Source organism: Thiothrix litoralis, from assembly GCF_017901135.1.
Classification (GTDB): domain Bacteria; phylum Pseudomonadota; class Gammaproteobacteria; order Thiotrichales; family Thiotrichaceae; genus Thiothrix; species Thiothrix litoralis.
On sequence record NZ_CP072801.1, the window covers coordinates 3456311 to 3474069 of the forward strand.

A 17759-nucleotide genomic window follows, 5' to 3' on the forward strand; every position below is an offset into this window, starting at 1 on the left:
ATTATACTAATATACACAACATGGACAAGTTACTATCCATCGGTGAAGCGGCAGAATGGTTAGGTGTCAGCCCAATGACGCTGCGCCGCTGGGAAGCGTCCGGCAAATTGATGCCAGAAAGGACGGCGGGCAACCAACGCCGTTACCGCCTTTCCCAAGTTGACCCGACAGCAGCCCTCCTGCCCTCATCAGAGCGCAAGACGCTTGCCTACGCCCGTGTATCCAGCCACGACCAAAAGGACGACCTGGAACGTCAAAAGCAAGTGCTGGAACTGTATTGCGCTCAACAGGGCTGGACGTTTGAGTTGGTGTCTGACTTGGGTTCAGGCATGAACTACGACAAAAAAGGCTTGAAACGCCTGCTAAATGAGATTATTGCAGGTCATGTTGGGCGTTTGGTGATTACCCACAAAGACCGCCTGCTGCGGTTTGGTGCAGAACTGGTGTTTTCCATCTGCGAAGCCAAGCAAGTTGAGGTGATCATCATCAATAAGGGAGAAGACACCACGTTTGAAGAAGACTTGGCAAGCGACGTGCTGGAAATCATCACGGTATTTTCTGCCCGTTTATACGGCTCGCGTTCCCGCAAAAACAAAAAACTGCTGGACGGTGTAAAGCAAGCCGTGGAAGATTCCCGCACATGATCATCAGCCACAAAATTCGCCTTGACCCTAACAACAAACAAGCCACTTACTTTGCTAAAGCCGCAGGCACTGCACGGTTTACCTACAACTGGGCGTTAGCGGAATGGCAAACCCAATACGCTGCATGGAAAGACGATAACGACCTCCCCAAACCCTCGCAGTTTTCACTCCGCAAACAACTCAATGCCATCAAACGCGAGCAATTCCCGTGGATGCTGGAAGTCACCAAAAACGCCCCACAAATGGCGATCATCCAACTGGGCGTAGCCTTCAAGAACTTCTTTGCAGGTCACGCCAAGTACCCGCAATTCAAAAAGAAAGGCAAAAGCCATGACAGCTTCACCCTGACCAACGACCAATTTTCCGTTGACACTTCCCGCATCCGCATCCCCCACCTTGGGTCAGTGCGGATGCGGGAAACGTTACGCTTTTCCGGCAAAATCCTCTCTGCCACGGTTTCCCGCACCGCTGACCAGTGGTTCGCCAGCATCACGGTGGATACCGATTCCAGTCACGTGCCACCCGCCGAAAACCAAGGCGTAGTGGGCGTGGATTTGGGCGTATCCGCACTGGCAACACTGTCAACGGGGGAAGTGGTGACGGGTGCGAAGCCGTATAAAGCCTTGCTTTCCCGACTGCAACGGCTCTCGCGCAGCCTATCCCGCAAGGTCAACGGCAGTACCAACCGCGCTAAAGCCAAGCGCAAACTGGCAAAACTCCATGCGCGTATTGCCAATATCCGCAAGAACGCTTTGCACCAACTCACGACGGATTTGACCCGCCGTTTCCACACCCTTGGCATCGAAGAGCTGAACGTGTTTGGCATGGTGAAAAATCGCCATCTATCTCGGGCAATCAGTGATATGGGCTTTTTTGAGTTTCGCCGCCAGTTGGAATACAAAGCCGATAGGCGCGGTGGTGTCGTGGTAGTTGCAGGCAGGTTCTTTGCCAGCAGCAAGACCTGTTCTGCCTGCGGTGAAAAGGTGGAAAAGCTGCCCCTGTCAGTCCGGCAGTGGGATTGTCCGACCTGTGGCGTAAGCCACGATCGGGATGTGAACGCGGCTATTAACTTAGCCAACTACGCCGTGAGTTACACGGTGTCTGCCTGTGGAGGGGATGGCTCTGGTCTTGGGCGTAAGCCAAAGGCGAAACCAGCCCCAGTGAAGCAGGAATTTGACTGCAAATTTGACGATGTTCAGGTTTGTATAAGTTCAAAGTAACGGCTGGCACTTTCCACTACAATGATTGTTTTTGAATCCAAATCTTGCCGCGCAACGTACTTAAGGTAAAACCAAAGGAATATCATGGAGCCGCATTCACTGAATGAACTGCTGATCCGCAGCGGACGGGAAGATGCAGCAGCATTCCGGCAACTGTACGCGGCCACGTCCCCGCGCCTGTTTGCGGTGTGCAAACGTTTGTTGCGTGATGAAGCCTTGGCAGAAGACGTGTTGCAGGAAGGTTTCATTAAGATCTGGAACCATGCCGCGACCTTTTCTGCCAACAAGGCCAGCGCCATGACCTGGATGACCACCATTGTGCGCAATCAGGCGCTGGATAAGCTTCGTCAAGCCAACAGCCGCCCGGAATCCAGTGGCGAGGTGGCATACGAAACCTTGGAATTTGCTTCGCTGGAGCCTGGCCCCGATGCCTTGCACCAATGGGGTGAGGATGCCCAGCGCCTATGGCACTGTCTGGAAACACTCAAGCCTGAACAGCGTGAATGCCTCCTGCAAGCCTTCTACCACGGGCAAACCCATGATGAACTGGCCCGCAACTTGGTCAAACCATTAGGAACGGTGAAAGCGTGGATACGTCGTGGACTCGAACAACTCAAGGGATGCTTACAATGAATCGTTACCAAAACCCGGATATTTTTGAGCACCTTGCCATGTCTTACGCATTGGGAACGTTGCAGGGTAAAGCACGCTTGCGTTTCGAGAAGTTGCAGCAACAACACCTGTACCTGCGGGCTGTTACCAACGCTTACCAGCAACAATTTTCCCCGTTGCTAGTGCTGCTGCCCGCTGAAAAACCCTCGGCAAAGGTCTGGGATAATATCAGCAAGGAACTCAAGTTAGATCAGCAGGCCAAGGTTTCCCGATCTTCTTGGCTGGCAAACCTTAAGAATTACCTGCCGTGGTCAGTGGCTGCGTTTGCTTCCATTGCTGCGTCTGTCATGACGGTGTTGTTGCTGAACATCAATAGCCAACCGGCGGCTTACATGGCAATGCTGAAATCCCCGGTACAGCAAGACAAAATGATGGTGGCGATGGTCAGCCATGACACGATGGAGATTTCTTTCGATATGCCCGCCGGGGCGCTGCCTGCTGACAAGGGCATGGTTCCCACGGTCTGGTGCATTCCCAAGGATAAAAATCTGCCGCTCATACGCATGGGGACACTGGCGCAAGGTGGTGACCACCGGATGCCTATCGACCGCAAAATGTGGAAGGACATGGCGAATGTTAGTGAGTTTGCGATCAGTATGGAACGCATGGATGAGCCTGCCAGCCTTGTTCCGAAGGGTAAGGTGATGTTCAGTGGTGAACTGGCTGCTTTGTAGGTGGCTGATCAGGCCCGTTAGACCAGTACCTGACGGGTGTCGGCTATAAAACGTTCCAAGCGCTGGCATTCCATTTGCTGCTTCCATCTCCTATATCCCCGACCTGAAAGACAGTATCCAGCCCCGTTGCACAGCATTCATCAGCAAGGTCACTAGCTGTTCCTGAAAACGCTCGGCCAATTCGGGCAGTGTTGCCCGCTGCTGTACTGCCGCAAGAAAATCCCACGCCTGTTTATCCAGCACAACTTGTTGTAAACGCCGCCCTGTCCGCCATATCAAGACAGTGCTTGCTTGCTGAATCTGAAGGCGTTCCAGTGGCAATTTATCGGGGTGGTCTTCGGGTTGGTGTGCGAGCCAAATGGGATGGATGGCGTAAGGCGATTGCAACAGGTGGGCGGAATCTGGGGTGTGCAGCGTCAGGCGTTCCTGTTGCCCGGCATCCAGCAGCGCCAGTTGGGCAAAATCCGAGGGGGGCTGGTTAACCGCATTCCATGCCTGATGCCGCGCCCATTCCAGCCGTGCTATCTCGGCTATCCACGGCATGGTGCTTAATGCTGGGTGGTGGTGCAGGAAATCGGCAAACTCGTCAGCGTATTCGGCGAGAAACGGACGGGTTGGGGGTGATTGGTCAATATACCTGTCGCTGGCAGCTTCAAAAAAGTCATCGCCGAGCAATTGCTGGCACACCGGATACAGTGAACGGAGGTATTGCAGCAAAATGCCGTGGACACTGTTGCGGTAAATACCCACCCGTTGCACTGCATCGAGTGCGCCGTGGGCTTTTACCAGTGCTGCTGCGGCATCCCGTTGGTCACGGTCAAAGATGGCGTTGATGAAACGGTATTGAAGTTCAGGCAAGGGCATGGGCTTGTACCTCTGCTGCTTTACGGGCTTCGGTCAGTAGAGTGCCGAGTTCCGGCACGTTGTTGTCCCATTCAATCAGGGTGGGGATTGCACCCAGCCGCTGGATGGCTTGCGCATACAATTCCCATACCGCATCGCTGACCGGGTAGCCGTGGGTATCCAGCAAGTGTGTACCCCGATCTTCATAGCCCGCGAGGTGGATTTCTTGCACCCGTTCTACAGGAATCGCGTTCAAGTAATCCAGCGGGGCAAAATCATGGTTGCAGGCACTCACGTAAATGTTGTTCACGTCGAGCAGGATATGGCAATCGGCTTCTTCCGCCACGGCGCACAGGAAATCCCATTCACTCATGGTTGACTGCTGGTATTGCAGGTAACTGGAAACGTTTTCGATGACCAGCCTGCGCCCCAGCATGTCTTGCGCCTGACGGATACGACTGGCGGCATGGCGGATGGTTTCCTCGGTGTAAGGCAAGGGGATCAGGTCGTGCGTTACCAGCCCGTGTACCGATGTCCAACACAGGTGGTCGGAAACCCATGCCGGGTTCACGCGCTCAACCAAGGCTTTGACGCGCTTAAAGTATTCGCTATTCAGCGGGTCAGTTGAGCCTAGCGACATGCCAACACCGTGAAAGGTCAGCGGGTAATGTTCGGCGATTTCAAACAGGTAATCCTGCTGCACACTGCCGGGTAACAGGTAATTGTCGGTGAGAATTTCCAGCCAAGGAATGGCGGGCTTGGTATCCGTAATCTGGTCAATGTGCTGGGGGCGCAAGCCCACCCCGCAGCCGCTGACGGGGTGGTTGATCGTTGTGTTTAGGTTCATGGGCTAAGATTTTCCCTACGCTGAAACAGATAGTGCTTATACGGAGCTTGTCCGGGTTTGGATGCATACCGGTCAGAAGCGGGCAACTCTAGCCGTACCGCTGCCGCAAATATTGGCTCAGAGGGTAATCCAGCGACAACTTACCCGGCCCGAATACAAACACGATCCAGATCATTGCACCCCACACGACATGCTGCCAGAAGCCACCTGCGCCATCTATCGTCCACAGGTAAGGATAGGAGACGACCGCCACGATGTTGAATACGAAGAGTGCCAACGCTGCCGGGCGTGATAGTAAACCCACGATTAGCAGTACCGGCAAGACCAGTTCCGCCGCTGTCCCCAGATAGGCAGCCAGTTCAGGTGACAACAGCGGGACGTGGTATTCATCCTGAAACAGGTAAAGCGTACTCGACCAACTCTGGATCTTGGTCAGGCCGGAGGCAAAAAATGCCCATGCCACATACAGGCGAAAACCCAACAGGGTCAAGGGTTTCAGAAAACTGTCCAAAGGCCAGCATTCACCCATTAGGAAACTAGGCAGTGTTATTGGGTTTTTCATCAGAAATTCCTTATGTTGGCGATTGCCGTTAAGGGGGCTGACAGGCCGCCTCCCCGAAGGGAGGGGCTGCGTTATGGAGGGGGGAAAGGTTACTTACATGGCTTTTTTGTCTTCTGACAACACAATGCCGCCTGCAATTTTTTCACACGTTCCTTTAGGCAGTGCGATGAACTCTTTCGGATCGCTATCAGCTTTGGCCTGACCCGCGCACGCATGTCCATTTGCGCCGCAATCATTCATGCCAGCCTTAACCAGGCCACCGCAATGTTCCATTTCGACTTTGGCATCCGCCGCTTTGGCTCCGTCAGCCGCCATGTCAGCAGCGAACAGTGTGCCGGACGTTGCAGCCATGCCTAAAGCCATCAGTGCCGCAGCCATTACTGGTTTGTTGATATTCATGGGATAACTCCTTCAATACGTTTAAAACAGATTTTTTAGATTGCCTGTCCGTTTTGTGACAGGTAGTGCTTATACGGGGCTTGTGTTGGTTTGGATGCAAACCAATAACGATTTCTTACGGTTTTTTGTCAATCACCTCATTGGCAAGGCCAGTCAGTGTTTTCGCCAATTTTTCAACCACTGGGCAATCCGTCACCTCATGCCGTTCGGCGATGAAAGTGGGGTCGTTGTAACCCAGCCAGACTTGTGAGTCGGCGTCTTCCCAAACCAGTGCTTTGAGGGGCAATTGACATCCTCCCCTCCCTGAAGGAAGGGGATTCCTACTGCATTCCGCTAGATAGCTGACTGACTTCGGTGGGTTCCTGCTTCACAGAGCGGCTTAAGGCCGCATCTCCACAGGCTAACAAGCGGTATCCCCGCTCTTTGATATTGATCGCGCCGACATGATCGGCATGATTTTCATAGTGGCATTGCACGCACACAAACCGTGCTTGCGTCTGACGATTATCCGCCGCTACATGATGACATTCTGGGCACTCTTGACTGGTATAATGCGGCGGTACAGCGAACAACATGCCGCCCTTCCATGCCATTTTGTAGTCGAGTTGCCGTCGAAATTCACCCTAGCCTTGGTCGAGAATGGCTTTGTTTAAGCCGGATTTCTGGGAAACCTTCTTGCCGGGGTTTTCTACTGTACCAGCCGCTGACTTCGACATATTCCGTACCTGCAAATCTTCGATGAACACGAACGCGTGGTTTTGGCTGAGCGTGGTCGTCGCCTTGTGCAGGAAATCGCGGCGGGCGTTGGCGATTTGCGTGTGAATTTTTTGAACGTTGGCTTTGGCTTTTTTCCAGTTGCTGCTGAACTTTTGTTTGTGCGCCATGCGCCGTTGGTATTTGGCGAGTTTCGCTTGTTTGTTCTTGAAGCTGTTGCGTGGTTCGATGTACTGGCCGTCGGAGAGCGTCGCAAAATGCGCTATCCCAAGGTCAATACCGATAGCAGTGGTTGCGGGTGTGGCTGGCAATTCCACTTCGCGCTGGGTTTGGATGCTGACAAACCATTTGCCGCCTTTGCTGGAAACCGTGACATTGCGTAGTTCTCCCAACACATCGCGGCTATTGCGGTAGCGTATCCAGCCGAGTTTTGGCAGAAAAATTCGGCTATTGTCTGGGTCGAGCTTGATTTGTTTGGGGTCGGGGTAACGGAAACTGTCACCGCTGCCTTTACGCTTGAAGCGGGGGAAATCAAGGTGTTTTGCCATTGCCACGTAACCGATGAATTTTTCACCCGCTTCATGATTGGCTTGCTGCAACGCTAATGCCTTGTTGTACACGAAGCGGCATGACCCAGCAAAACGGCGTAGTTGACGCTGTGTTTCACTATTGGGCATGAGTTCGTATTTGAAGGCTTGTAGTCGTTGCATCCTCATATTATAGTTTGGTCTATGAGTAATGACAACGACATTAGGCATGGAAGACATTGTGTTTTTAGAATACATGTTCACTTGGTATTTGTGACAAAATACCGCAGAGATGTATTTACCAAAGCCATACTGGATGACTTGCGTGGTATTTTTTCCAGCGTGTGTACCGACTTTGAAGCGGAATTGCTGGAATTCGATGGCGAGGATGACCATGTTCACCTACTGGTAAACTATCCGCCAAAAGTGGCAGTCTCGGCTTTGGTCAATAGTTTAAAGGGGGTTTCTAGCCGAGTGATACGCAAGAAAAATTACCCTAACCTCCATAAGAAACTCTGGCGCGGTGCTTTATGGTCGCCCAGTTATTTTGCGGGTAGCTGTGGCGGTGCCCCTATTTCTCTCATTCGCCAATACATTGAGCAGCAGCAGACACCACACTAAACACTCCGAACATAGGGCGGCTTCGCCACCCGCGCTATCCTCCCCGACCTGAAGGACGGGGTTTGCCGCGCAACCTGATCAATGGCAACCGTTTGCGCACATTCCATGAAGGGTGTGCCGCCTTGCGGATTGCCAAAAGTCAGCAGTTCGGTGGGGCGGAGGGTTTTGCCGATTTTGGCAGCCCCCGCAGCATGGTCAATGCGGGCGAAGACGTTCAAACCACGCTCTTTCACCAGCTCCTGCCAATCAGTCGCCAGTATGGGATATACGCTGCTTGCACTCGTTTGGATGCAAGCGCCCCTTGGATTAGCCATTCCGCTTCGGTTGTGGAGACGATTTGCCTTACAATAGGGTGTTTTTCAAAGATTGATAAAGGATTGACGACATGACACAGGCTGTTGCACGCATTGGCATTTTGACGATTTCCGACCGCGCCAGCCGGGGCGAATACGAAGACAAGGGTGGCCCCGCCATCAGCGAATGGTTCAACCGGGTGCTGACCAGCCCGTGGGAAGCGGTTGCCCGTGTGATTCCCGATGAACAGCCCGGTATTGAGGCTGCGTTGCGTGAACTGAGTGATGTGCAAGGTTGCAGCCTGATTGTCACGACAGGCGGCACAGGCCCCGCCTTGCGTGATGTGACGCCGGAAGCAACCGAAGCGGTATGCAGCAAGCTGATGCCTGGGTTTGGCGAGTTGATGCGCACGGCTTCGCTGAAGTTTGTGCCGACGGCTATCCTGTCGCGCCAGACCGCTGGCATCCGGGGACGCAGTTTGATTGTTAATTTACCGGGCAAGCCTTCCGCAATTGATGACTGCTTGCAAGCGGTATTCCCAGCAATTCCGTATTGCCTTGATTTGATTGAAGCGGCGTATCTGGAAGCTGACCCGTCGCAATGCAAGGCGTTCCGCCCGGCTCATGCGAAACCGCGTTAAGCTGGTCTGTGCGGGTAACATCCGTGTACCATTGTACAAATCCCCTGCATTATTAAGAGAGTCCTAGCATGAAAATCGGCGTTACCAGTCAGAATTTGCGTACCATTACCGGGCACGCCAGCAAAGCGCGGAGTTTTTTGGTGTATGAATCGGTTGGCGGGGAACCCCTCCAAGCGGTCGAGCCGATTGAGTTGTCGATGGATATGTCGATCCACGCCTGGGACAAACGCGGTGATCACCCGCTGTTGGTGCTGGATTATTTGATCACCGGACCTTGCGGAAAAAGTTTCATCAATCAGATGAAGCAATACGGCGTGCGGGTAAAAACCACTGATGAAACAGACCCCTTGGTGGCAGTACAGCAGTTATTGGCGACGGTGACGCCTTGGGCGAGCAAGCCTGCACCGACGGGTTTATAAACGTTCGTCAAATTGTCTATTGACATTGACGCTATTACCGCTACACTTTCCAACCATTATCAACCTTAACTACGGAGACACCCATGCTGAACGGATATACACAAAGGAATTTAATCATTTAGTGTCTCCCGCACTTGTGCCGGGGGACTGATGTCAGTCATCCGGTATGGGAATGCGGTGCTTTGTGTACAGCATGTCGAAAACCCCGGATGGCGTAAAAACCAACGGGGTTTTTTTATGCCTATCAGTTTTATGCTCAACAAGGGCAAAGTTCCGGTCAAGATTTTCACCGACGATGTGGACAGCGGCTCGCTGACACAATTGGGGAATTTGTCGCAACTGCCCTTCATCCACAGCCACATTGCGGCGATGCCAGACGTGCATCACGGCATTGGTGCGACCGTGGGTTCAGTGATTCCCACACGCGGCGCGATTATTCCGGCGGCGGTGGGGGTCGATATTGGTTGTGGGATGAATGCGGTGCGTTTGTCACTCAAAGCCCACGACTTGCCCGATAACTTGTACAACATCCGCAGCGCGATTGAACAGCGCGTACCCACGGGTTTTGATGAACACGTGCGCCCCACCCTCAACGGTTCTACCCTCAATAACATGGGGAAGCATCTGGATGTGATTACCGACAAGCACCCCGGTCTGGTGAAAATGTTGAAAAACTTTCACCGCCAATGGGGTAAGCAACTCGGCACACTCGGCGGCGGCAACCATTTCATTGAGCTGTGCCTCGACGAAAGCGACGACGTGTGGGTCATGCTGCATTCTGGCAGTCGCGGGGTAGGTAACGCCATCGGGCGCTATTTCATCGAAAAGGCCAAAAAGGATGTGGGTCGCGAATTGGGTCAACTCCCTGACAAGGATTTAGCCTACTTCACCGAAGGCACGCAGCATTTCGACGATTACGTGGAAGCGGTCGGCTGGGCGCAGGATTACGCCACGGTCAACCGCCGCGAAATGATGCGCTTGGTGCTGGATGCCTTGCAACGTAGCAAAGCTTTGCCCGCATTCACTACCACCCGCGAAGCGATCAACTGCCACCACAACTACGTGCAAAAGGAAGAGCACTTCGGTGCGGAAGTCTACCTGACTCGCAAGGGTGCCATCAGTGCACAACTGGGGCAGCTCGGCATTATTCCCGGCAGCATGGGCGCGAAATCCTACATCGTGCGCGGCTTGGGTAATGCGCAATCGTTCTGCTCGTGCTCGCACGGTGCGGGGCGACGCATGAGCCGCACCGAGGCTAAACGGCGTTTCAACACCCTCGATCTGGAAGCGCAGACCAAGGGTATCGAATGCCGCAAGGACAAAGGCGTGGTCGATGAAATTCCCGGCGCGTACAAAGACATCGACGTGGTGATGCAGAACCAAAGCGATCTGGTCGAGGTCGTACATACACTGCGTCAAGTCATTTGCGTGAAAGGTTAAAGGCGGTGCATCATGGAAAAAACCCAAGTTGACATGATTCGCGAATGCTTAAGCGGCAGCCGCACGGTGTTCCACTACGCGCCGGAAAGCTACGCCCTGCAATTGCTTAAGGACTACATCGGCAACGGCATGGGGATTGGCGCATTGCGTCGCTCCCCTTACGCCAAACTGTTGACCAAACCCATTGTCGCGGAAGCTTTGGCATTGGCAGGCAACGGCGTGCTGGAACCCTGGCATCTGGAAGCCGTTGCTGCGGAATACCGTACCCACAAGCCACTGAATTTCATCCTGACGCTGGACGAATGGGGTACTGATGACAAGGACGACCGTCACTGGAAACAGATTTGCCGCCCCGGTTACGACTTGGTGCTGCAACTCAATTTTGCCAATGACCACCAGCAACCTTTCAAAACGCTGATCCATACGGATGGAGGTGTTGCCCCGTTTTCTTACCACGGTCATCCAGTACGTAAGGATGGCCGTTTGGAAACACTGGCATGGGCGCGGATCGACCTTGATTTTGCCAGCAATCAGGCGTTGATCGAGGAAATCCAGTCCGATTGGGTAAAGAATGCGGCAAATAGTGATCAGGATTGGCAGTACGGTGCTGACAAGATGCAGCAATACCGTGAAGTGTTACGCCCTTACTCCAAGGTATGGGATGAGGCGATTTTGACCGCAGCACTGTGTTTTATCCGGCGTGAACTGGGGATTCGTGAAGTGTTTTACCACAGCTACGACACTGGCAATCGCCTCAAGGGCATTGAGCGCTATTACGAATACGGCAAGCCGCCGCGTTATTTGTACACCGATTTACCGAAAAAATTTTGCTTCGTCAAAACCAGCGAAGCGCCGGACTTCCTCAAACCTGTCCGCTATCTGCATTACCTGCAACGGCACGGTAAGGCGCAATGGTTCAAACTGCCAACACAGGAGAAACCTCATGGCAAAAAAGCAGCGGCGTAGCCGCAATCCCGTCGCGCACCACTTGTTTATCCATCGGGGGGGTGTCCACGAAAAAAGCCATTCTGCCAAGCGGCAGGAAGACAAACGTCAATTACGCAAGCTGGTGAATAAAGCAGGGGTCGGATTTTCCGGCCCCGATGCGTTGGCGGCTTAGCGAATCAAATCCGGCTATCGTAAAGTGTTAGCGTTTGGTCGAAAAAAAATAGCGAATACGGGTGGGCTGCGTTATACAGGCGTGAAAAATCAAGAAAAATCCTTCCATGATAAAGTTTTCTGGCCTGTTGGTGTTCCTGCTGCTTGTTAATCTGCTCCTGTGTTCTGCCGGGAATGCGGCTGCACCTCCCTTGGCGGGTTTTACGCTAGACCCTGATACCGATTTCAACGTGTGGCGGCTGGGTGGCAGTGCTGCGGAAATGCAGCAGCAATGCCCTCACCCTGATGGCGAAGACAATATTACCCTGTTACACGCCCAACACTTTTACAGCCGCACTTCCCCCGCGAACCGCACCGAAACCCATGCTTTGGGGTCGGCGGGACAAAACCACCCTTATGCCGCTTTGTGGCGCTTGTCCGACAAGCGTTTGGTTGGCTGGGTACCGACTGCCGAACAGGAGGCCGACCTTCAGCAACGCCAATTGTTGTGGGATAGGCAAGCCGACAATGTGTACTGGTTTACCGATGGCAATCGTCTGATGCGTGCCAGCATTGACTTCAGCACCTATAAAACCCGTGTGCAGGAATGGGCGCATTTCCCGGACTTTGCGTGGATTACCTTTGGGATGGGTGAGGGGAATTTTTCCGACGATGGCAAACGTCTGGTGCTGGCAGGCGCGGCACAGGACGGTTCCGGGATGTATATCCAGCCCTATGAAGTAGCAGATAAACGCGCTTTGCCGTGGCGCAAGGTTGCCGCTAGCGTGGGGGATGATAGCTTTGATTGGGCAAGTGTTGACCCTACCGGCGAATACGTGCTGTTTGCACAACACGCGCCGCAAGAAACCATGCTGGTGGTTCCGTTTGCTGAAACCGCGACAGCCAGCCCACGGGTATTGCTGGATGATGTGAAACACAGCGACATTGCCCTCGACCGTGAAGGCATCCCTTGGCTGGTCTACGGCAACTGGCGTGGTTTGTTCAAGGTGAAACTGGCCGATGCCCACAGCCAGCGCATTTGGCCTGATACCAAGGAAGAAGCGGAACCGGATGCCCGTGCCAGTGCTTCCGGGCATGTGGCGCGTATCGCGGGCAAGCCGGGTTGGGTGTTGATGTCACGCCATCAGGATGGCCGCTTGTATCAGGTTTCTCTCGATGGCAAAACGCCTGCCCGTTATGTCGGCAATTCCCGGCAAGGGCGCGGCCCTCGCCACGCCGATAGCAAGCAAACTGCCCGCCGCTGGGGTGTTACCCGCGACGGTGAAGTGACCACCTACAAGCGCGAAGCCCGTGCTGCTAGCTCCCCTTCCGGGCGTTATGTGTTTTTCGTGTCGGATTACCATGCCCATGCCAGCTACGACCCGGAACCCGAACCGGGCACGGCCTACCTTAACCTGATTGACCTAGAACAAGAGCCATAAGCGATGCGTACTGTTATTTTGGGGGTGTTTGCCCTGCATTTCATTTTTTTGGCCTACCTGAACAATGTGTATGTGGCGGGCTTGCCGGTTAGGTCGTTCCTGATTCTATTGGCGGGTGGGCTGGTGGTGATGCGTGATTATACGACGCTGTTTCGGATAGGGTTGGCCAGCAAGGTCTATCTGTTGCTGGCGATGCTGGGCTTGGTGGTGTCACTCGCGAATAACGTTACCCCCGGTAATATTGCCAATGGCGAGCTGAAGCTGTTGCAGTCGTATTTGATGATTTTGGTGAGCTTTTTTGTGGTGGAGCAATTCGGTTTCCGCACGCTGGGGTATCTGGTGGTAGGGATTGCGTTGCCTTCGGCGCTGGTGGGGATTATGCAGGCGTTGGATGTGCAGTTTGCGTGGCAAGTGCAAGGTGCTTTGGCGGGTATTCAGAACAAGGAGCTCAGCGATGAAATCCAGTCGCAGATTACCGAAGCCTTGCTGCGTCCGCCCGGTTTGAGTTTGTATGCGATTCCACAAACTTATATGCTGCTGGGGGCGTTAATGCTTAACCTGTATCTGGTGCTTCAGAACCGTTATAACCCGCGTTTCCAGATGGTGGCTGTGGTGGTGGGGTTGATTCTGGCGGGGGGGATTTTTGCGTCGGAAACCCGTTCGGCAATGGGGGCGGCTTTGCTGATGCCTGCGTTGATTTACCTGTTTCTATTTCCGGCGCGGGTGATTCCGGCGACGGGTTTGTTGGTGTTGTTGGGTGGGCTTGCCTTTGTGTTGCTGGCGGACAAGGCGGGGATCGATTCCCGGATGATCAGTCTGGATGATGCTTCGGCAGCCGGGCGTAGTACCTTGTATAAATACGGCACTGAACTGTTCTTGCGCCAGCCGTTTGGCTATGGTTTTAATTTCGATACGGTTGAGTACGCGGTGCAATATTTCGTGAATGATCAGAACCTGTTCAATTATGATCCCAGTGAGAAAGCGCACTTTATCGTGCCGGTACACAATTCCATTCTCAATCTGGTGCATACCTTCGGGTTTGCCGGGGTGTTTTTGCTGGTCTACTACGTGTATCGGTTGATCGCGGGCAGTTGGTATCGGGCGGTGTTTATACTGGGCGCTTTTGTGAACTCCCTTTTTCATAATGCGGGGATTCTGAGTAACGACCTGTTCATGGATATGGTGATTGCGGTGATGTTGTATGAGCTGTACCGGCAAAACACCGCTGCTTCTGGGACAGCAGTGTCTGCGAGGTAAAAGGCAGCTCTGGGTTAGGCGTGAACGATCATGCTGCGCCCGTCAGAGTAGTTGCTGGTGCTGTTAGCTTTGTTGGGAACCATGTTTTGTACCAGTCCCAATATTTTACCATGGCTCTTTTCCAGACAGTCAATGGCGGTGCGCACGTCCTGTTTACTGGAGCGGTTGTTGGCCACAATCAGCAGGGTTCCATCTGAGCGGTTGGCGAGCAGCAGGGAGTCGGCCATACCGAGGATCGGTGGGGCATCCACAATCACGTAGTCAAACACTTCCCGCGATTTATCCAGCAAGGTTTGCATGTGCGCTCCTGACAGCGCTTCTACCGGATCGGGTACGGCAGGGCCTGCACAAATGACAAACAGTAGGCGTGAACCTTTGACCCGTGTCAGCGGGCTTTCGCGGGCAGTGCCGGTCAGGTAATGGGTCAGGCCGTAGCTGTTATCGAGTTCTAGGTGCTTATGGATGGTAGGTTTACGCAAATCCGCATCAATCAGTAAGACCTTGTTGCCGGTGTTGGCGAGCATCAGCGCCAGATTGACGGCGGTGGTGCTTTTGCCTTCACCCGGCAGGGGGCTGGTGATGTGCAGGATTTGCGGGAAGCGTCCGTTGTTGGCGAGTACCAGCGAGGTTTTCAGGTAGCGCAGTGCATCTACCCAAATCTGGTCGGGCTGTTGCTTGAGCAATTCGGCTTGACTGCGGTTCAAGAGTGCTTTGCTGTAAGGCAGGGAGTGCAGCACTTGGTATTTGCCGCCGATTTCCTGCAAGTCTTCGGTCAGGCGTATTTTGGGTTGTAAAGTTTCGCGTAGCATGACGGCCAATGCGCTGAGGAACAGGCCGGACAGCAAACCAAGTAACAGGTATTTGGCGTAGCTGGGGCCATCTTTGCGTGAGGGTAAAATGGCTTTGTCGACGACAGAAATGCTGCCGGTTTGGGCTGTTTCCACGACATTGATTTCTTTAACGCGTTGTAACAAACCGTCGTAGAGGCTGCGCCCGGTTTCCACGTCGCGCTTGAGGTTGGCATAGCCGATGCTGTCATCGCGGAATTGCAGCAATTGTTTTTCCAGTAGTTTGATCTCGCCGTCCAGCTTGCGCTCTTCTGACATCGCGGCTTCATAGGAGGCTTTGAGGTTGATGGCTGTGTCTGAACGGATATGGGTGCTTTCCTTGGCAATCAGGGCTTCACGGCTGTTAATTTGTTCTTGCAGGGAGAGCATGGCTGGGTAATTGGGTTTGAATAGCTCAAGGTTCGCCAAATAGGTGCTTTGTAGTTTACCCAGTTCCTTTTTGTGTTCCTGAATCAGTGGGCTATCGTCCACATTCAAGGAGCCTGCCACTTTACCTTTGCTGTGGTACAAACTTTGGGTTTGAATGCGCTTTTCCTTGGCTGCCATGTGAGCGCTGCTGAGTGCCTCCAGATTTTTGGCAATGATGGGTTCATCTGAGTTGGTGTCGACGATGTTTTTATTACGGGCGTAACGGATCAGGGCGGCTTCACTGGTTTGCAGTTTGTCGCGTGCTTCATTGATTTGCTTGTCAAGGAATTGGGTGGCTTGCTCCGCTGCTGCCTGCTTGCCACGTTGTTGCAAGTCCACGAAAGTATCGGTCATACCTTGTACGACATTTCGCGCCATGATCGGGTTGGTTGAGGTGAAATGGATGTCAATGATGCGTGAATTCCTGACCGGGTTGATGGTTAGGTGTTCCAGAAAAAGTTCCTCAGCGGTTATTTCCGGGGTATCCCAAGCGGCTCGTTCACTGCCGGGTAATAGTTTGCGGATGTCTGCTACGATGGCTTTTACAGGGTCAATCAGCCAGTAAGCGGGGTCTTTGAAGCCGCGTTCTTGCAGCAGGGTGTCGCGGATGCCCAGCTTGTCGATGACTTCGGTGGCCAGATCGCGGCTACGCAGCATTTTGTACTGGGTGTTATAGAAAATGTTTTCGTCAATGTAGGACGGCGGGCGAGCCGTATCCACATCGTATTCCAACAGTTTGGGCGAGGTGGTTTCGATCTTGACACTGCTTTTGGCGGTGTAGGTCGGGTTGGTCAGCCATGCCAACCCCAGCATCAGGGCACTGATCAGCGCGGTTGTCAGCAGGATCGGCCCGGTATTCTGGCGCAAGGTGCTCCAATAATGTGACAGCGGGATTTTGGGTGGCGTCGCATACGCGGTGTAATCACGTCCCGGTGCTGGGTCTGCCAGTACCAAATGTGGGGCATTACGGGCTGATTCAACGGTGTTGGCAGGGTAATGGGGGATGGATGTGCCGTTGCCTTTCATGATGGTGACAGTGCCTTTATTAACTGCTGCGGGAAGTGCTTTTTGGTAAAACCGGATGAACTGGTCAGTGACCAGTGTCCAGGTGTAATGGTTGAGGACGTGCTGATACAGGGTTGTGCCGATCTGTTGCACCCGTGCCGGGTCATCAAGCGCCTCTTGCAGACGGTCGCGTAATGCGGCGGTATCGCCTGTTGGGAACAGGATGCCTTTGCCGTCCAGTGCTTCCGTATTGGCGTCAATATCGCTGGCAATGCAGCAACGCCCCAGGCTCATGGCTTCCAGCAGGGTGATGGGCAAACCTTCCATCTGCGAGGGCAGCACGTACACGTAAGCGTTGTCGTACCACTCCGCCAGTTCCTCGCCATACACCGCGCCCGTGAACAGAATGTCGGGATTGCCGGATGCCAGTGCTTTCAGTTCGGCGGCGTAAGGGTCTTGGGCGCGGGCGCTACCGACGATGACCAGTTTGACACGCGGCTGTTGCAGTTGCTGGTATGCCTGAATCAGGTCATGTACCCGCTTTTCTAGCGACAAGCGCCCGACGTAGAGGATGTAACTGCCAGGGGTGACGCCGTAACGGGCAATTTTGTTGAGTACCGCCGGGTGTAAGCGCGGCGTAATGCCAGTCGGGATGTAGGTAACGTTTTTGCCATACTTTTGCTGGTAATACTGCTGGAGAGTACGGGAAACCGCCGTAGCGTCATTGGCAAACCAGAAGGTGAGCTTTTCCGACACATGGAAAAACAGCCGTGCCAGCCCGTTCCACGAACTGCGTTCCCATTCATGCCCGTGGCTCTGGAAAACGGTGTAACGCCCGATTAGGCGCGGCAGGAACGAAAACAGGCTGGGGCCGACGGCATGGTAGTGCACCACGTCAATACCCTTTACCGAGAACTGGTGCAGGCTAGCATGGATAACCAGCACCATTTTTTCAAAATATTTATGGTGAATGGTGGATAACGGAATAACCCGCATCCCCTGATAGTAAAACGGGACAGGGTGTGCCGGGGTTTTCGCCGTGTACACAATGACCTGATGCCCTGCGTCCACCAGCCTTTTTCCCAGCTCTACCGTATAGGTTTCGACACCGCCAATGCGGTCAATCCCTTTGATGGCAATGAATGCGATTTTCAAGGTATGCTCGTTTCTGATGATTTCGGTAGC

Annotated in this window: 20 protein-coding genes and 1 pseudogene; 12 read left to right on the forward strand and 9 right to left on the reverse strand. The window is 53.6% G+C overall.

Annotated features, from left to right (window positions below):
- Positions 1-20: 20 nt before the first annotated feature.
- The 4 genes from J9253_RS16720 (at position 21) to J9253_RS16735 (ending at position 3210) form a co-directional block, all read left to right on the forward strand.
- Positions 21-644, forward strand: a complete 624-nt coding sequence (locus tag J9253_RS16720) for an IS607 family transposase (RefSeq protein WP_210222027.1) — start codon at positions 21-23, stop codon at positions 642-644.
- Positions 641-1864: an RNA-guided endonuclease InsQ/TnpB family protein gene (locus J9253_RS16725; RefSeq protein WP_210222028.1), complete on the forward strand. Its 1224-nt coding sequence runs from the start codon at positions 641-643 to the stop codon at positions 1862-1864. Before J9253_RS16720 ends, J9253_RS16725 begins: the two co-directional genes overlap by 4 nt.
- 84 nt (positions 1865-1948) lie before the next feature.
- Entirely contained in the window at positions 1949-2497 is a 549-nt protein-coding gene (locus J9253_RS16730; protein WP_210222029.1) for a sigma-70 family RNA polymerase sigma factor, read from the forward strand.
- Complete coding sequence (locus J9253_RS16735) at positions 2494-3210, forward strand: anti-sigma factor (protein WP_210222030.1); 717 nt, start codon at positions 2494-2496, stop codon at positions 3208-3210. Before J9253_RS16730 ends, J9253_RS16735 begins: the two co-directional genes overlap by 4 nt.
- Before the next feature lie 90 nt (positions 3211-3300).
- On the opposite strand, the gene J9253_RS16740 is transcribed toward J9253_RS16735, so the two are convergent.
- The 7 genes and pseudogenes from J9253_RS16740 to J9253_RS16770 all read right to left on the reverse strand — a co-directional run bounded on the left by J9253_RS16740 (position 3301) and on the right by J9253_RS16770 (position 7285).
- On the reverse strand, positions 3301-4074 hold the full coding sequence (locus J9253_RS16740) for an HvfC/BufC family peptide modification chaperone (RefSeq protein WP_210222031.1): 774 nt from the start codon (positions 4072-4074) through the stop codon (positions 3301-3303).
- The gene (bufB, locus tag J9253_RS16745; protein ID WP_210222032.1) at positions 4061-4900 is read right to left on the reverse strand and encodes an MNIO family bufferin maturase; all 840 of its coding nucleotides are present in this window, start codon (positions 4898-4900) and stop codon (positions 4061-4063) included. The genes J9253_RS16740 and bufB overlap by 14 nt, the downstream gene beginning before the upstream one ends.
- Positions 4901-4988: 88 nt before the next feature.
- The gene (locus tag J9253_RS16750; RefSeq protein ID WP_210222033.1) at positions 4989-5462 is read right to left on the reverse strand and encodes a DoxX family protein; all 474 of its coding nucleotides are present in this window, start codon (positions 5460-5462) and stop codon (positions 4989-4991) included.
- A 93-nt stretch (positions 5463-5555) separates the two neighbouring features.
- Complete coding sequence (gene bufA1 / locus J9253_RS16755; protein ID WP_210222034.1) at positions 5556-5861, reverse strand: BufA1 family periplasmic bufferin-type metallophore; 306 nt, start codon at positions 5859-5861, stop codon at positions 5556-5558.
- A gap of 115 nt (positions 5862-5976) precedes the next feature.
- Positions 5977-6147 (reverse strand): hypothetical protein, encoded by a 171-nt coding sequence (locus J9253_RS16760; protein ID WP_210222035.1) that lies wholly within the window; start codon positions 6145-6147, stop codon positions 5977-5979.
- Between the two features lie 34 nt (positions 6148-6181).
- A pseudogene (locus J9253_RS16765) lies at positions 6182-6472 on the reverse strand (zinc ribbon domain-containing protein); the annotation flags it as partial.
- Between the two features lie 12 nt (positions 6473-6484).
- Complete coding sequence (locus tag J9253_RS16770) at positions 6485-7285, reverse strand: RNA-guided endonuclease InsQ/TnpB family protein (RefSeq protein WP_210222037.1); 801 nt, start codon at positions 7283-7285, stop codon at positions 6485-6487.
- Positions 7286-7306: 21 nt separating this feature from the next.
- On the opposite strand from J9253_RS16770, the gene tnpA reads away from it, so the two are divergent.
- Entirely contained in the window at positions 7307-7723 is a 417-nt protein-coding gene (gene tnpA / locus J9253_RS16775) for an IS200/IS605 family transposase (protein ID WP_210222038.1), read from the forward strand.
- Here tnpA and J9253_RS16780 read toward each other — a convergent pair.
- A complete protein-coding gene (locus J9253_RS16780; protein WP_210222039.1) occupies positions 7720-8037 on the reverse strand; it encodes a DUF302 domain-containing protein in 318 nt (105 codons plus the stop codon). The two genes, tnpA and J9253_RS16780, sit on opposite strands and share 4 nt — an antisense overlap.
- Before the next feature lie 71 nt (positions 8038-8108).
- Here J9253_RS16780 and mog point away from each other — a divergent pair, with 71 nt between their 5' ends.
- From mog to J9253_RS16815, 7 genes are all read left to right on the forward strand, one after another.
- The gene (mog, locus tag J9253_RS16785) at positions 8109-8657 is read left to right on the forward strand and encodes a molybdopterin adenylyltransferase (protein WP_210222040.1); all 549 of its coding nucleotides are present in this window, start codon (positions 8109-8111) and stop codon (positions 8655-8657) included.
- Between the two features lie 68 nt (positions 8658-8725).
- Complete coding sequence (locus J9253_RS16790) at positions 8726-9076, forward strand: NifB/NifX family molybdenum-iron cluster-binding protein (protein ID WP_210222041.1); 351 nt, start codon at positions 8726-8728, stop codon at positions 9074-9076.
- Positions 9077-9313: 237 nt separating this feature from the next.
- Positions 9314-10516 carry an RtcB family protein gene (locus J9253_RS16795; RefSeq protein ID WP_028488550.1) on the forward strand — a complete coding sequence of 401 codons (1203 nt, stop codon included), beginning with the start codon at positions 9314-9316 and terminating at the stop codon, positions 10514-10516.
- A gap of 12 nt (positions 10517-10528) precedes the next feature.
- A complete protein-coding gene (locus tag J9253_RS16800; RefSeq protein WP_210222042.1) occupies positions 10529-11482 on the forward strand; it encodes a hypothetical protein in 954 nt (317 codons plus the stop codon).
- Positions 11460-11636: a hypothetical protein gene (locus tag J9253_RS16805; RefSeq protein ID WP_210222043.1), complete on the forward strand. Its 177-nt coding sequence runs from the start codon at positions 11460-11462 to the stop codon at positions 11634-11636. Before J9253_RS16800 ends, J9253_RS16805 begins: the two co-directional genes overlap by 23 nt.
- A 106-nt stretch (positions 11637-11742) precedes the next feature.
- A complete protein-coding gene (locus J9253_RS16810; RefSeq protein ID WP_210222044.1) occupies positions 11743-13056 on the forward strand; it encodes a hypothetical protein in 1314 nt (437 codons plus the stop codon).
- Between the two features lie 3 nt (positions 13057-13059).
- Positions 13060-14313, forward strand: a complete 1254-nt coding sequence (locus tag J9253_RS16815) for an O-antigen ligase family protein (protein WP_210222045.1) — start codon at positions 13060-13062, stop codon at positions 14311-14313.
- A gap of 14 nt (positions 14314-14327) precedes the next feature.
- On the opposite strand, the gene J9253_RS16820 is transcribed toward J9253_RS16815, so the two are convergent.
- Positions 14328-17729, reverse strand: a complete 3402-nt coding sequence (locus tag J9253_RS16820) for a polysaccharide biosynthesis tyrosine autokinase (RefSeq protein ID WP_210222046.1) — start codon at positions 17727-17729, stop codon at positions 14328-14330.
- Positions 17730-17759 lie beyond the last annotated feature (30 nt).